Origin of the sequence: Rhodococcus sp. Leaf225, assembly GCF_001426145.1 — a bacterium.
Lineage (GTDB): Bacteria > Actinomycetota > Actinomycetes > Mycobacteriales > Mycobacteriaceae > Rhodococcoides.
Genome location: NZ_LMRN01000021.1, coordinates 248,063 through 263,718, shown reverse-complemented (window position 1 = coordinate 263,718; position 15,656 = coordinate 248,063). Strand labels below are relative to the sequence as shown.

Here is a 15,656-nt window from a genome sequence, read left to right as displayed (position 1 = left end):
GTCGTTCCCCGACCGAGCCGGGGAACGCGCTCAAGAATCTAGCGTGGCGAGGGCTTTCTCCCAAGCCCCCTGGTCACGGGCCTCGCCCGGACCCATCATCTCGGCGAACCGCACCACTCCGGACGTGTCGATGAGGAAGGTGCCGCGGTTGGCGAACCCGAGGTCCTCGTTGAACACGCCGTACTGCTGCGCCACGGCGCCGTGCGGCCAGAAGTCCGACAGGAGCGGGAACGTGTATCCCTGCTCGGCGGACCAGATCTTGTGCGTGGGAGGCGGACCGACCGAGACGGCGAGCACTGCGGTGTCGTCGTTCTCGAACTTCGGCAGCTCGTCGCGCACCCGGCAGAGTTCACCCTGGCACGTGCCGGTGAACGCGAGCGGGAAGAAGATCAGCAGCACGTTCTTGGTGCCGCGATGGTCCGACAGCGTGACGGGCTGGTTGTTCTGGTCCTTCAACGTGAAGTCGGGAGCCTCGACTCCCACCTCGAGCGTCATCAGCGCTTCGTGGGCTGAGCCTTGGGCTGCACCAGCCGACTGCCGATCCACGCACCGAGGTTCGTGGTGGAGGTCTGGGTGAGGCCCGCGGTGGGTGCGGACTCGGCGATCTCGCTGGGCTCGACATGGCCGGACTGGCCTGTCTTGGGAGTGAGGACCCACACGAAACCGTCGTCGGAGAGGGGGGTGATGGCGTCCATGAGGGCGTCGACCAGGTCTCCGTCCCCGTCGCGCCACCACAGCAGCACGACGTCGACCACCTCGTCGGAATCCTCGTCGACGGTCTCGCCGCCGATCATCTCCTCGACGTCGGCCCGCAAGTCGTCGTCGGTGTCCTCGTCCCAACCCAACTCTTGCACGACCATGTCGCGGGTGACTCCGAGCTTCTGGGCATAGTTCTGGGCGTCCGCCGCGGCGACCACGGTCGTGTCCTCCTTCGAGTCGTGAACCCGATCGAGACCGACCGGGCGATACAGCAAAGTGTGCAGTAGTCAAAGCGAACAGGGTCGGGCGCCCCGGCGCAAGCCGACGCGGCGATCTGCGCGTTTTTCCGTTGCATTGATTTCACGCTTACCCAATCGGGAACCACCTGCACCAAGCGGGGTCCGATGGGGCAGGATTGACCTCGATCACCCGAGATTGACCCAGATCACCGTGAAGCTGCACAGCGGGCCGGCGTCACAGGACCGGCTCGCACTGGACCGGGAGCACACCATGCTCCCGCCACATCGAGGAGAACACACGTTGTCGGAATCGACGAAGGAAGAGCGCACCGACGCGGCAGACGCCGCGATGGGCGCTGTCGCCAGGAAGGCGAGCACGGACGGCCGTGTTCGCGTCATCCGAGAGGGGGTGGCGTCGTACCTTCCGGACATCGACAGTGACGAGACCGACGAGTGGATGGAATCCTTCGACCAGCTCCTCGAGCGCTCCGGGCCGCAGCGCGCCCGCTACCTGATGCTGCGCATGCTCGAGCGTGCCGGCGAGAAGCGTGTGTCCATTCCCGCGCTGACGTCGACCGACTACGTCAACACCATCCCCACCGAGAACGAGCCGTGGTTCCCCGGCGACGAGTCCATGGAACGCCGCTACCGCGCCTGGATCCGCTGGAACGCCGCGATCATGGTGCACCGAGCGCAGCGCCCCGGCGTCGGCGTCGGTGGCCACATCTCCACGTACGCCTCGTCCGCTGCTCTGTACGAGGTGGGCTTCAACCACTTCTTCCGCGGCAAGGACCACCCGGGCGGCGGTGACCACATCTTCATCCAGGGCCACGCTTCCCCCGGCATCTACGCCCGCGCGTTCCTCGAGGGTCGCATTCCGGCCGAGCGTATGGACGGCTTCCGCCAGGAGTACAGCCACGCGGATCAGGGCGGCGGCCTGCCGTCGTACCCGCACCCGCGTCTGATGCAGGACTTCTGGGAGTTCCCGACGGTGTCGATGGGCCTCGGCCCGATGAACGCCATCTACCAGGCGCGCTTCAACCACTACCTCGCCGACCGCGGCATCAAGGACACCACCGATCAGCACGTGTGGGCGTTCCTCGGCGACGGCGAGATGGACGAGCCGGAGTCGCGAGGCCTCGCTCACGTGGCTGCCACCGAGGGTCTGGACAACCTGACCTTCGTCGTCAACTGCAACCTGCAGCGCCTCGACGGCCCGGTGCGCGGCAACGGCAAGATCATCCAGGAACTGGAGTCGTTCTTCCGTGGCGCCGGCTGGAACGTCATCAAGGTCGTGTGGGGCCGCGAGTGGGACACGCTCCTGCACAAGGACCGCGACGGCGCGCTGGTGAACCTGATGAACACCACGCCCGACGGCGACTTCCAGACGTACAAGGCCAACGACGGCAGTTACGTCCGCGACAACTTCTTCGGGCGCGATCCGCGGACCAAGGAACTGGTCAAGGATCTGAGCGACGCCGAGATCTGGAACCTCAAGCGCGGTGGCCACGACTACCGCAAGGTCCACGCCGCGTACGCCGCCGCGATGGAGCACAAGGGCCAGCCGACGGTGATCCTGGCGCACACCATCAAGGGCTACACGCTGGGCAAGCACTTCGAGGGCCGCAACGCGACCCACCAGATGAAGAAGCTGACGCTGGACGACCTCAAGGCGTTCCGCGACATCCAGCACATCCCGATCTCCGACGATGAGCTCGAGAAGGATCCGTACCTGCCCCCGTACTACCACCCGGGCGAGGACTCCCCCGAGATCCAGTACATGCTCGATCGCCGCAAGGCCCTGGGCGGATACGTCCCGGAGCGTCGCACGTCGGCGAAGCCGCTGCCCATGCCGCCCGACTCGACCTACAAGTCGATCATGAAGGGTTCCGGCAAGCAGGAGGTCGCGACGACCATGGCGCTCGTCCGCGTCATGAAGGAACTTCTTCGCGACAAGGAGATCGGCCATCGCGTCGTGCCGATCATCCCCGACGAGGCCCGCACCTTCGGTATGGACTCGTGGTTCCCGTCGCTCAAGATCTACAACCGCAACGGCCAGCTCTACACCTCGGTCGACTCGGAACTGATGCTCGCCTACAAGGAGAACGTCACCGGCCAGATCCTGCACGAGGGCATCAACGAGGCCGGCTCGACGTCGTCCTTCACGGCCGTCGGCACGTCGTACGCCACTCACGGCGAACCGATGATCCCGCTGTACATCTTCTACTCGATGTTCGGTTTCCAGCGGACCGGCGACGGCCTCTGGGCCGCTGCCGACCAGATGGCCCGCGGCTTCGTGCTCGGCGCCACCGCCGGCCGCACCACCCTCACCGGTGAGGGCCTGCAGCACGCCGACGGACACTCGCTGTTGCTCGCGGCGACCAACCCGGCGGCCGTCGCGTACGACCCGGCGTTCTCGTTCGAGATCGCGCACATCATCAAGGACGGTCTGCGCCGGATGTACGGCGGCACCGAGGGTGTGGAGGGATTCGGTGGAGAGAACATCTTCTACTACATCACTCTGTACAACGAGCCGTACCGCCAGCCGGCGGAGCCCGAGAACCTCGACGTCGAGGGTCTGCTGAAGGGCATCTATCTGTTCCAGAAGGGCAAGGCCGACGGCCCGAAGGCACAGATCCTGGTCTCCGGTGTGGGCATGCCGTCCGGGCTGCGTGCGCAGGAACTCCTCGCCGAGGACTACGGCGTGTCCGCGGACGTCTGGTCGGTGACCAGCTGGGGCGAACTCCGCCGCGACGGTGTCGACGCCGAGACCGAGGCCCTGCGCAACCCCGGCGACGAGCCGCGAGTCCCGTACGTCACCAGCAAGCTGCAGGAGGCGGAGGGACCCTTCGTCGCCGCGTCGGACTGGATGCGTGCTGTTCCGGATCAGATCCGTCAGTGGGTTCCCGGCCATTACACGACGCTGGGCACCGACGGGTTCGGCTTCTCCGACACCCGCACCGCGGCACGGCGGCACTTCAACGTCGACGCGGAGTCGATCGTCGTCGCCGTGCTGTCCGCGCTCGCCCGCTCGGGTGAGGTGGACAAGGACAAGGCCGTCGAGGCAGCCGAGCGCTACCAGATCGACGACGTCCTGGCCGCTCCGATCTCCACGGCCGATCCGGGCGTCGCCTGACAGTTGCACCAGGCACGCCGCGTAAGTTTGTGGCCATGGCCGACATCGCTCCCGATTCCCCCGACGGTTCGCCGGAGGGGGAATCGGAGCGTGTTCGGGAACGCCGCGAGCTCCGCCGCGCCGCCGCGGAGGCCCACCGACCCGGTGGCGCGATCCGCGCGAGACAACAACGAGTCCCGCTTCCCGATGCACTGCTGCGACGGGTGAAGCAGTTCTCCAGCAGGCTCTCCACCGAGGCGCTGACCCAGATGCAGGATCAGCTGCCGTTCGTGAGCGACCTCGATGCGTCGCAGCGCGCGAGTGTGCAGATGCTCGTGCAGACGGCCGTCGTCAACTTCCTCGAGTGGTTGCAGAACCCCGACAGCGACATCCGCTTCAGCCTCGACGCGTTCCAGGTCATCCCGCAGGATCTGGCGCGGCGCCTGACTCTGCGGCAGACCGTCGACATGGTGCGGGTCGCCATGGAGTTCTTCGAGCAGTGGCTCCCGGCCCTGGCGCGCAACGATCAGCAACTCGTCGCGCTCACGGAAGCAGTGCTGCGCTACGGGCGCGAGCTGGGATTCGCCGCCGCGTCGGTGTACGCGAGCGCGGCCGAGTCGCGTGGCGCGTGGGACACCCGGCTCGAGGCCCTCGTGGTGGACGCGGTCGTCCGCGGCGACACGGGCTCGGACATGCTCTCGCGCGCCGCGACCCTCAACTGGGACGCGACCGCGCCGGCCACCGTGCTCGTCGGATCGCCTCCACCGGATCAGGGCGTCTCCGTCGTCGGGACCGTGCACACGGTGGCGCAGCGCCACCATCGCGCCGCGCTCGCCGTCGTGCAGGGCACGCGTCTGGTCATGGTGGTGTCCGGTCATCTCTCCGGCGACCCGACCAGTGCCGCCTTCCTCGACGACCTCATGCGCAACTTCTCCGACACCCCGGTGGTCATCGGCCCGACGACCCGCACCCTCGGCGCCGCGCACTCGAGTGCCGTGGAGGCGTTCGCGGGGATGCAGGCGGTGGTCGGATGGCGGGGAGCACCGCGGCCGGTGCACGCGGGCGAACTACTGCCGGAACGAGCGTTGCTGGGCGATCAGGCGGCGGTCACGTCGCTCAACGAGCTCATCGTCCAGCCGCTCCAGGCTGCCGGATCGGCACTCTCGGACACGCTCGATGCGTATCTCGATTGCGGCGGAGCGGTCGAGACGTGTGCCAGGTCACTGTTTGTTCATCCAAATACTGTGCGATATCGGCTCAAGCGAATCGCGGAGGTGACTGGTCGGGATCCGACCAATGCCCGTGATGCGTACGTCCTGAGAATCGCGGCAACAGTGGGTCGCCTGTCGCAATCCCATAACGAAAGCCCATCACCGATAACAACAGTCACAGCCGGAACATTTGGGAATCTCATACAGTAACGGATCTTGCGCCAGGAACGATGCGACCCATCCTGCAGGGCGTTTGTAGGGTTCTGACAAATACGACCGACAAGGTTCATCGCGTAGAACATCTCCTGAAACGGCCTTCACAGTGTTTTCTTAGTTCCGTGATTGCAGTGCTTTCGCCCGGACAGGGCTCTCAGACACCCGGCATGCTCGTGCCGTGGCTCGGACTCCCCGGGGCCGCGGATCGTCTCGCCCTCTGGTCGCAGGCGTCGGGCCTCGACCTGACGCGGCTCGGAACCACCGCCACGGCGGAGGAGATCACCGACACCGCCGTGACCCAGCCGCTCGTCGTGGCCGCTGCGCTCCTCGCTTTCGAGGAAATCGAGCGGACGCACGGACTGCCGGAGAACATGGTCGTCGCCGGCCACTCCGTCGGTGAACTCGCCGCAGCCGCCGTCGCGGGCGTCATCTCCGCCGACGACGCCGTCGCTCTCGCCGCGATCCGCGGCGCCGAGATGGCCAAGGCCTGCGCACTGGCTCCGACCGGCATGTCCGCCGTACTCGGTGGCGACGAGGACGCGGTCCTCGAGCGTCTGACCGAGCTCGGCCTCGAGGCCGCCAACCGGAACGCCGCCGGCCAGATCGTGGCCGCCGGTCTCCTCACCGACCTCGCCGAGCTCGCCGCGAACCCGCCCGAGAAGGCACGCATTCGCCCGCTGCCCGTCGCCGGCGCGTTCCACACGCGCTTCATGGCACCCGCGCAGGACGCCGTGGTCGCCGCAGCTGCCTCCATCACGCCGTCCGATCCGACGCGTCGCCTGCTCTCCAACCTCGACGGCCGCGAGGTCACCTCCGGCGCGGACGCACTGGCCAAGCTCGCCGGCCAGGTCACCCGGCCCGTCCGGTGGGATCTGTGCACAGCGACGCTGCGCGCGGCCGAGGTCGCCTCGATCGTCGAGCTCCCGCCGGCCGGCACCCTCGTCGGGATCGCCAAGCGCGAGATGCGCGGCACCCCGACGGTCGCCCTCAAGACTCCGGAGGACGTCTCCGGCCTCACCGCCCCGGTATCGGTCGGTTAGGTTACTGCGCGCAACCCCGCCGGTCCGTCACGGACCGGGCCGGGGATGCGCATTGCTCACCGCACGTCGTGAGGTGAGCGGGGCCGGTACGTAGCCGGCCCGACTCGAGAACGAGCGTTCGTCGAGACAGCATCCGCACCGGCGCACAGTCGCGCCGTGTGCACAGTTCCTTACACGAAGGGAGCCACTCCGTGGCCACGCAGGAAGAACTCATCGCCGGACTCGCCGAGATCATCGAAGAGGTCACCGGCATCGAGCCGTCCGAGGTGACCGTCGAGAAGTCGTTCGTCGACGACCTGGACATCGACTCCCTCTCCATGGTCGAGATCGCAGTGCAGACCGAGGACAAGTACGGCGTCAAGATCCCCGACGAGGATCTCGCCAGCCTCCGCACCGTCGGCGACGCCGTGAACTACATCCAGAAGCTCGAAGCCGAGAACCCCGAGGCCGCCGAGGCCATCAAGGCGAAGCTCGACAACCAGAGCGACTCCGCAGGCGAGTGAGCACGACCGTGACCACGCCCAGCACAGCCAACGGGGGCTTCCGCAACGTCGTCGTGACCAGCCTGGCGGTGACCACCTCCATCGCCGGTGACGTCGACGCGACGTGGAAGGGACTGCTGAACGGGGAGAGCGGCATCGACGTGCTCGAGGACGATTTCGTCACCGAGTTCGATCTTCCGGTTCGCATCGGCGGCCATCTGGCCGTCAATCCATCGACTCTTCTCTCTCGCGTCGAGCAACGACGCATGAGCTACGTCGAGCAGATGGCATACGTCCTGGGCAAGGAGGTGTGGAAGAACGCCGGCAGCCCCGAGGTCGACTCGGAGCGGTTCGGCGTCTCGATCGGCACCGGCCTGGGCGGCGGAGACGCACTGCTCGACGCCGACAAGAAGATGCGCGAGGGCGGGTACCGCAAGGTGTCCCCGCTCGCCGTGCAGATGATCATGCCGAACGGACCGTCGGCTGTCGTGGGGCTCGACCTGGGTGCACGCGCCGGTGTCATCACACCGGTGTCGGCATGCTCGTCGGGATCGGAAGCGATCGCTCACGCATGGCGGATGATCGTCATGGGCGACGCGGACATCATGGTCACGGGTGGGGTCGAGGGACACATCGACGCGGTGCCGATCGCGGCCTTCTCGATGATGCGTGCCATGAGCACACGCAACGACGATCCGCAGGCGGCCTCGCGGCCGTTCGACAAGGATCGTGACGGCTTCGTCTTCGGCGAGTCCGGTGCGCTCATGGTGATCGAGAGCGAGGAGCACGCCAAGGCTCGCGGCGCGACGATCCATGCTCGCCTTCTCGGCGCCGGCATCACCTCGGACGGGTACCACCTGGTGGCTCCCGATCCGGCCGGAACCGGTGCGGCGCGTGCGATGCGCCGGGCCATCGAGACGGCGGGACTGACGGCGCAGGACATCTCGCACGTCAACGCCCACGCCACGGCCACTCCCATCGGGGACACGGCCGAGGCCACCGCGATCAACGCTGCGGTGGGCAACCACGCATCGGTGTACGCACCGAAGTCGGCCCTCGGGCACTCCATCGGCGCTGTCGGCGCCCTGGAGTCGATCCTGACAGTGCTCAGCATCCGGGACGGGATCGTTCCGCCCACGCTGAACCTGGACAACCAGGATCCGGAGATCGACCTCGACGTCGTGTCGGGCGAGGCCCGTCGCGGCGAGATCGAATACGCACTGAACAACTCGTTCGGATTCGGTGGGCACAATGTTGCGCTCGCCTTCGGACGCCACTGACGGCTCCGCAGCCGTCACGGCGTGACAGTCGTACGCGCACGAGGGCGGAGGTCCGGCGACCGCGGTCGCCGGACCTTCGCCCGCACCACCACTCCCCTGCCGGGAGCGGCAGTATGAAGGGGAGAACACGATGACCGTCCTCGCTCCGCACACCCGCCACTCCTCGTCGCGTGACCCGCGCGACCCCCTCGCTCGTCTCGAGAAGCTCTTCGACTCCGGTACGACCACCCCGCTGCACGACCGTGACAAGTCCGGTGTGCTGGCCGCCTCGGGTGAGATCGACGGAGTCCGCACCATCGCCTACTGCTCCGACGCCACCGTCATGGGCGGCGCCATGGGAGTCGACGGCTGCAAGCACATCGTCTCCGCCATCGACGAGGCCCTGGACTCCGGAGCGCCCATCGTCGGCATCTGGCACTCCGGTGGGGCCCGTCTCGCCGAGGGCGTCGAGGCTCTGCACGCCGTCGGGCTGGTCTTCGAGGCCATGGTGCGTGCGTCGGGCACCGTTCCGCAGATCTCGGTCGTGCTCGGATTCGCCGCCGGCGGCGCCGCGTACGGCCCCGCGCTCACCGACGTCGTGATCATGGCCCCCGAGGGCCGGGTCTTCGTGACCGGTCCCGACGTGGTGCGCAGCGTCACCGGCGAGCAGGTCGACATGGCCTCGCTCGGTGGGCCCGACACCCACTTCCGCAAGTCCGGTGTCTGCCACATCGTCGCCGACGACGAACTCGACGCCCTCGCACGGGGACGTCGGCTCGTGTCGATGTTCAGTGAGCAGGGCGAGTTCGACCTGGCCGCCGCCCAGCACGGCGACACCGATCTCAAGGCACTCCTGCCCGCGTCGAACCGCCGCGCGTACGACGTGCACCCGGTCATCAACGAGCTGCTCGACAACGTCGAGGGCGAGTCGTCCTTCGAGGAGTTCCAGGGTGGTTGGGCGCGCAGCATCGTCACCGGGCTCGGCCGCCTCGGCGGTCGCTCGGTCGGTGTCATCGCCAACAACCCGATCCGCCTCGGTGGGTGCCTCAACTCCGAGTCCGCCGAGAAGGCCGCCCGCTTCGTCCGCCTGTGCGATGCCTTCGGCATCCCGCTCGTCGTCGTCGTGGACGTCCCCGGATACCTGCCAGGCGTCAGCATGGAGTGGGAGGGCGTGGTCCGCCGCGGTGCCAAGCTGCTGCACGCGTTCGCCGAGGCCACCGTGCCCCGCGTGACACTGGTGACCCGCAAGATCTACGGCGGCGCGTACATCGCGATGAACTCACGGGCTCTCGGAGCAACGGCCGTCTACGCCTGGCCGGAGTCCGAGGTCGCGGTCATGGGCGCCAAGGCGGCCGTGGGCATCCTGCACAAGAAGGCACTGGCAGCGGCGCCCGATCACGAGCGCGAGGCGCTGCACGACCGTCTGACGGCCGAGCACGAGGCCATCGCCGGTGGTGTCGAGCGGGCCGTGGGCATCGGCGTCGTGGACGCGATCATCGATCCGGCCGCCACCCGCAGCACTCTCACCCGCGCGCTGGCGGACGCCCCGGCGCGCCGTGGTCGCCACAAGAACATCCCGCTCTGAGTGGCGTCGCCCCGTGAGCCTTTTGCGCATCCCTGGATGCGCAAAAGGCTCACGGGGCCGGAGGCCCACTAACTCGCGAGCCAGGTGACCTCGCCGCCGACTCCACCGAGACGGAACTGTTCGAGCTCCGCGTCCCAGGCGGTACCGAGAACGTGATCCAGCTGCGCGTACACGTCGCCGCGTCCCTGTTCGAGGATCGACCGCAGCCGCTGCTCGCCCACCATGACGTCGCCGTTGGCACTGGTGGCGCCGTGCCACAGGCCGAGGCCGGGCACGTGCGCGAAGCGTTCACCGTCGACACCCTCACTGGGGTCCTCGGTGACCTCGAAACGCAGCATCTGCCATGAGCGCAGCACGCTGGCCAACCGGGCGCCGGTGCCCACGGGGCCGGTCCAGTTGGTGGTGGCCCGCAGTTGACCGTCGAATGCGGGCTGCGCGGTCCACTTGAGATTCGCTCGGCAGTCGAGCGCATCGGACAGCGCCCATTCGACATGCGGGCACAGCGCGGCCGGCGACGAGTGAATGTAGACGACACCCGTGGTCGAGTCCGCGAATTGGTTCAGTGCGTTCACCGTTGCCTCCAGCTTCGACGAGGGACGTCTTCCCCAACGGCCTGACGCGTCTGCTGATGTACGGCTTGTACCAGTGTGCCTCGAGTTACCCCTGTTACACCAGTCGTTCGGTGTGTCGCGTGGGTTTCAGCGGCGTGTCGCGGCGGGTCACACGCCCGCGAGCACCGTGTCACCCAACGCGGTCCACAGCGGCTTGGCCCAGTCCCCGAAGGCGCGGTCGGCGAGCACGACGCACGAGACGCGGGCTTCGGGGTCCACCCAGAGGAACGTTCCCGACTGCCCGAAGTGCCCGAACGTGCGCGCCGAGTTCGTCTCCCCCGTCCAGTGCGGCGACTTGTGGTCACGGAGCTCGAAGCCCAGACCCCAGTCGTTGGGTCGCTGCGACCCGTACCCGGGGAGGATGCCTCCGAGTCCCTCGAACTGCACGCTCGTCGCCTCGACGACGGTCTGGCGGGAGACGAGCGTCGGTGCGAGCAGTTCCGCCGCGAACGCCTCCATGTCGCGGAGATTGGATCGGGCTCCGTGGCCGGCCGACCCGTGCAGCTCGGTCGAGGTCATACCCAACGGTTCGAGCACGGCGGCGGACAGGTACTCCGCGAACTCGATGCCGGAACGGTCGGTCACGTGCTCCGCCAGGATCTCGAAGCCGGCGCTCGAGTAGATGCGTTTCGTCCCCGGCGCCGTGGTGGGCCGTCGGTCGTCGAACGCGACTCCCGAGGTGTGGGCGAGAAGGTGTCGGACGGTGGATCCTTCGGGTCCCGCCGCCTCGTCGAGCTCGACGGCTCCCTCCTCCACCGCGACGAGCGCCGCGTAGGCGACGAGGAGCTTGGTGACCGAGGCCAGTTCCTGCACGCGGTCCCGATCACCGTGCCGCGCGGCCACGTCGGGACCGTCGGTGATCACCGCGGCCGACACCGCCGGGACCGGCCAGTCGGTGAGTGAGGACAGAATCTCGGATGCGTTGCCGGTGACCACGAGCCCGACTGTAATTCACACTCGTCACAGAATCTCGATGCGTCCGGGTACACGCGACTAGCGTGCGTGGAATGACCTCGGCTGGAACCACCCGCACCGCCCACGGCACCTGCACCCTCTGCGAGGCCATGTGCGGACTCGAGTACACGGTGACCGACGAGGGTGTGCAGTCCGTCCGCGGGGACAAGAAGGATCCGTTGTCCCGCGGACACATCTGCCCCAAGGCGACCGCGCTCGTCGACATCCTGAACGACCCCGACCGTGTCCGCCGACCGCTGCAGCGCACCGAGTCGGGGTGGCGCGAGATCGGGTGGGACGAGGCGGTGGACCTCGTGGCCCGACGCCTGTCCGCCATCCGTGACGAGCACGGCGCCGACGCCGTGGGTGTCTACGCGGGCAACCCCAACGTGCACAGTCTCGGCGCCATGACCCACGGCATCCCGTTTCTGTCGATGCTGCGCACCCGCAACCGGTACTCCGCCACGTCGCTGGACCAGTTGCCGCACCAGCTGACCAACATGTTGTTCTACGGGCATCAGCTCCGTCAGCCGATCGCCGACATCGACAACACCGACTTCTTCCTCGTCCTGGGCGCCAACCCGATGGCGTCGAACGGATCCATGATGACGGTGCCCGATTTCGGGAAGCGGGTGAAGGAACTGCGCGCACGTGGCGGGCGCATGGTGGTGATCGACCCGAGGCGCACCGAGACGGCGGACGTCGCCGACACCCACCACTTCATCCGTCCCGGCACGGATGCTCATCTGCTGCTGGCGCTCGTTCACGTCGTCCTGGCCGACGGCGCCGCTACCCCCGCCCCGTACGTCGACGGCGTCGAGGGTGTGACCGAGGCGGTGGCGGCGTTCACGCCCGAGGCCGTGGCACCTCTCACCGGTATCGACGCCGACGTGATCCGCACGCTGGCACGCGATCTCGCGAGCGCCGGATCGGCCGCGGTCTACGGCCGGATGGGTGTCTCCACCCAGGAGTTCGGCACCGTGTGCCAGTGGGCAGTGCACGTCCTGAACATCCTGACCGGCAATCTCGACCGGGTCGGCGGCGTGCTGTTCACCGATCCGGCCGTCGACCTGATCGCGAACAAGATCACCGGCCGCGGTCATTTCGACAAGTGGCGCAGCCGGGTGCGGGATCTGCCCGAGTTCAGTGGTGAGCTCCCGGCGTCGACCCTCGTGGACGAGATGACCACCGACGGGCCCGGGCGCGTCCGCGCCATGGTGGTGGCGTCGGGCAACCCGGTGCTGTCGATGCCGGGCGGCCCCCGGCTCGACGACGCGTTCGCCGGGCTCGACTTCATGGTGTCCTTCGACATCTACGTCAACGAGACCTCACGCCACGCCGACATCATCCTGCCGTCCACGGTGGCCCTCGAGCGGGACCACTACGACCTGATCTTCTCGACGTTCGCGGTGCGGAACACCGCCAAGTTCAATCCGGCCGTCCTGCCGAAAGAGGCCGACGCGCGCCACGACTGGGAGATCTTCCGCGATCTGAGTCTGCGCTACGCCGCCGTCCGCCGCCGCGGAACGCGTGCGCGGACCCTGGGTCGGGTGAACGCCGCGGCCGTGGTCCGTGAGGTGCGCACTCGGCTGTCCCCCGCCCGAACGGTCGAACTCCTGCTGCTGCGCGCTCGCGGGGTCACTCTGCGGACACTTCGGAAGAACCCGCACGGCACCGACCTCGGTCCGCTGCGTCCCGGTCTGCCGGGCAAGCTGCTCACCCGCGATCGGCGTATCGGTCTGATGCACGACGTGATCACCCCGGACATCGACAGACTGCGGAGCGCTCTACTCGCCGCGACGCCGTCCGCGGACGGCGAACTGCTCCTGATCGGGCGCCGCCACGTTCGCAGCAACAACTCGTGGATGCACAACGCGCCGCGTCTCGTGAAGGGCAAGCCGCGCCACGGTCTGCTGGCACATCCCGCCGATCTCGACCGTCTCGGCATCGCCGACGGGGACACCGTCGAGGTCGTGTCCGCCGCCGGCTCCGTGCGCATCGAGGTGACGGCGAGCGACTCGGTGATGCCCGGCGTCGTGAGCATCCCGCACGGTTTCGGGCATGACCGCGACGGTGTGCTACTGACGGTGGCCCGCGACGTCCGCGGACCGAGCGTCAACGACCTCACCGATCCGGACCGCGTCGAGGGCGTCGCGGGAAATGCCGTCCTCAACGGTGTCCCGGTGACGCTCCGGCTCGTCGGGACCGACGATCAGGACACGTCGAGCAGCCGAGTCCCGTCGACGAGCAGCGAGCGGAGGGTGGGTTCGTCGACGGGCGGACAGATGGCGTGACCCTGCGCGCGGTGGCAGCCCAGCTCGACCAGAGTGCGCGCCGCCGCAGACGTCTCGACTCCGTTGGCGACGACGTCGAGCCGGAGTGACCGAGCAAGTCCGATCATGACCGAGACGAGCGCACGATCGTCGCCGTCCACGCCGAGCCCGTCGGTGAAGTGCCTGTCGATCTTGAGCACGTCGAGCGGCAACCTCTTGAGATGCAGCAGTGACGAGTAGCCGACACCGAAGTGGTCGATGGCCGTCCTGATTCCCTTGTCGCGCAGGGAGGTGAGGGCTGCGCCCGATCGCGCCACCGAATCCACCACCGCGACCTCGGACAGCTCCAGGCAGAAGCAGGCCGGGTCGATCCCGTGGGTCCGCAGGACGTCCGCCACCTCCTGCGCGAAGTCGCGCACGGCGAGGTGGACCGGTGAGATGTTCACGCGCAGAACCAGGTCGGTGCGACCCGTGGCGTCCCGCCAGCTCACATACGCCCGGCACGCCGCATCGATGACCCAGCGCCCGAGTTCCGGGGCGAGGTTCGCCGCGTCGGCGATGGGCACGAAGACGTCGGGCCCGAGCATGCCGCGGGTCGGATGCGGCCAGCGGACGAGAGCTTCCACTGCGGTGATCTCACCGGAACGCAGGTCCACCTCGGGTTGGAAGTGCAGCACCAACCGGTCGTGAGAGATGGCATGGCCCAGCGTCAGCTCGACGTCGGTCCGCAGGTCGTTGGTCGCCGCGATCTCGTCCGAGTAGAGGACGACGCCGTTGCCACCCGACGACTTCACGTGCAGCGCCGCCTGATCCGCCCGGCGCAGCATCTCCGACGGATCCGCGGTTCCCACGGCCACGCCGATACTCGCGGTGCGGGTCACCCTGTCGTCCCCCACCACCATCGGCTCGGCGACCACCGACCGGACCATCTCCGCACGCTCCGCACCGTCCTCGGCCGTGGGCGCACCACCGAGGACGACGACGAACTCGTCCCCGCCGAGCCTCGCCACCACGTCCCCGTCCGGCAGTCGGCGGCGGATGCGGTCCGCGACGGTGCGCAGGAACTCGTCACCCATGCGATGGCCGAGGAAGTCGTTGAGAGCGGCCAGCCGGTCGATGTCCACGAACAGCACGCCCACCGCGGTGCCGTCGGCGGCGCGCCCGTCGAGCAGCTCGGTCAGCCCGTGACGGTTCATCAGCCCGGTCAGTTCGTCGATCATCGCGGTATGACGCAGTTCGTTCTCCGCGGCCACGCGCCTCTGCACCTGGGCGAGCATCGCTCCGACCGCAGTGACGGCCTCGAGCTCCTCCGCGGTCCACTCGCGGTCGGCGAATCGAACGAAACCCAGGACGCCCAGGGTGCGGCCGTCGCCGACCAGGGGTACCGCGACCATCGTGGTCGCCGGAACCCCTGATGCGTCCTTCACCCGGTCGCGGTAGTTCTCGGGCTGATCGCTCGGCCTGTAGATCTCGACCTCGGTCTGGCTGCGCGACCGGGCGAACACGGGATCCGCTCTGTCGAAGTACACGACGCCCAACGGATCCGGGTCGGGAACGACGGGCCGCGGGGGCCACTCCGCGACGAGAATCGACGCGTCGATGCGCTCGTCGTTGTGCCGGAGAAAGCACGTGTCCATCCCGAAATCGGTGGACAGGTCTCGGAGCAGCGCCCGGTACGCCTCGATGACGTTCGCGGAGTCGGCACCGAGCAACCGCGTCGCCAACTCGGACACGAGCGTGTTGAGGGGCCGCCGGACACTCGTCCGACCTTCCATCCGATCCATGACTTCTCCTGAAATCCCCTGATCGGCCCGATGCCCCCGCACGGCCGTCACCACCCCACCCGGTCGATGCAGCGTGTCGTACTCGCAGCTCGAGGCATCTTCCGCGCATTCTGATCAACATCTGATCCGAAAATGCAGTGACCTGCAACTCATGACATCACACATAAAAACCGACTCTTTACCGGTTT

At 68.0% G+C, this 15,656-nt stretch carries 12 protein-coding genes; 7 read left to right on the top strand and 5 right to left on the bottom strand.

Annotated elements, in window-relative coordinates; all coding sequences use genetic code 11:
* Positions 1 to 30: 30 nt before the first annotated feature.
* Both ASG69_RS16355 and ASG69_RS16350 read right to left on the bottom strand, forming a co-directional pair.
* Positions 31 to 495 carry a peroxiredoxin gene (locus tag ASG69_RS16355; RefSeq protein ID WP_056445729.1) on the bottom strand — a complete coding sequence of 155 codons (465 nt, stop codon included), beginning with the start codon at positions 493 to 495 and terminating at the stop codon, positions 31 to 33.
* Positions 495 to 917 (bottom strand): DUF3052 domain-containing protein, encoded by a 423-nt coding sequence (locus ASG69_RS16350; RefSeq protein WP_027505760.1) that lies wholly within the window; start codon positions 915 to 917, stop codon positions 495 to 497. Before ASG69_RS16350 ends, ASG69_RS16355 begins: the two co-directional genes overlap by 1 nt.
* Positions 918 to 1,287: 370 nt before the next feature.
* Here ASG69_RS16350 and aceE point away from each other — a divergent pair, with 370 nt between their 5' ends.
* From aceE to ASG69_RS16320, 6 genes are all read left to right on the top strand, one after another.
* The gene (gene aceE, locus ASG69_RS16345) at positions 1,288 to 4,074 is read left to right on the top strand and encodes a pyruvate dehydrogenase (acetyl-transferring), homodimeric type (protein WP_056446316.1); all 2,787 of its coding nucleotides are present in this window, start codon (positions 1,288 to 1,290) and stop codon (positions 4,072 to 4,074) included.
* A 35-nt stretch (positions 4,075 to 4,109) separates the two neighbouring features.
* Entirely contained in the window at positions 4,110 to 5,474 is a 1,365-nt protein-coding gene (locus ASG69_RS16340) for a PucR family transcriptional regulator (RefSeq protein WP_081821256.1), read from the top strand.
* A 128-nt stretch (positions 5,475 to 5,602) separates the two neighbouring features.
* Positions 5,603 to 6,520 carry an ACP S-malonyltransferase gene (locus tag ASG69_RS16335; protein WP_027505757.1) on the top strand — a complete coding sequence of 306 codons (918 nt, stop codon included), beginning with the start codon at positions 5,603 to 5,605 and terminating at the stop codon, positions 6,518 to 6,520.
* Positions 6,521 to 6,711: 191 nt separating this feature from the next.
* Complete coding sequence (acpM, locus tag ASG69_RS16330; RefSeq protein ID WP_027505756.1) at positions 6,712 to 7,023, top strand: meromycolate extension acyl carrier protein AcpM; 312 nt, start codon at positions 6,712 to 6,714, stop codon at positions 7,021 to 7,023.
* 8 nt (positions 7,024 to 7,031) lie between these two features.
* Positions 7,032 to 8,282 carry a KasA/KasB family beta-ketoacyl-ACP synthase gene (locus ASG69_RS16325; RefSeq protein WP_027505755.1) on the top strand — a complete coding sequence of 417 codons (1,251 nt, stop codon included), beginning with the start codon at positions 7,032 to 7,034 and terminating at the stop codon, positions 8,280 to 8,282.
* A gap of 130 nt (positions 8,283 to 8,412) precedes the next feature.
* Positions 8,413 to 9,846, top strand: a complete 1,434-nt coding sequence (locus ASG69_RS16320) for an acyl-CoA carboxylase subunit beta (protein WP_056445733.1) — start codon at positions 8,413 to 8,415, stop codon at positions 9,844 to 9,846.
* A gap of 68 nt (positions 9,847 to 9,914) precedes the next feature.
* Here ASG69_RS16320 and ASG69_RS16315 read toward each other — a convergent pair whose 3' ends face one another.
* Positions 9,915 to 10,418 carry a DUF3145 domain-containing protein gene (locus tag ASG69_RS16315; RefSeq protein ID WP_027505753.1) on the bottom strand — a complete coding sequence of 168 codons (504 nt, stop codon included), beginning with the start codon at positions 10,416 to 10,418 and terminating at the stop codon, positions 9,915 to 9,917.
* A gap of 147 nt (positions 10,419 to 10,565) precedes the next feature.
* Positions 10,566 to 11,393, bottom strand: a complete 828-nt coding sequence (locus ASG69_RS16310) for a serine hydrolase domain-containing protein (protein WP_235578976.1) — start codon at positions 11,391 to 11,393, stop codon at positions 10,566 to 10,568.
* A 71-nt stretch (positions 11,394 to 11,464) separates the two neighbouring features.
* Here ASG69_RS16310 and ASG69_RS16305 point away from each other — a divergent pair, with 71 nt between their 5' ends.
* Positions 11,465 to 13,705 (top strand): molybdopterin-dependent oxidoreductase, encoded by a 2,241-nt coding sequence (locus tag ASG69_RS16305; protein WP_082544528.1) that lies wholly within the window; start codon positions 11,465 to 11,467, stop codon positions 13,703 to 13,705.
* Here ASG69_RS16305 and ASG69_RS16300 read toward each other — a convergent pair.
* A complete protein-coding gene (locus ASG69_RS16300; protein ID WP_082544529.1) occupies positions 13,624 to 15,468 on the bottom strand; it encodes a putative bifunctional diguanylate cyclase/phosphodiesterase in 1,845 nt (614 codons plus the stop codon). The genes ASG69_RS16305 and ASG69_RS16300 overlap by 82 nt on opposite strands.
* Positions 15,469 to 15,656: the final 188 nt, after the last annotated feature.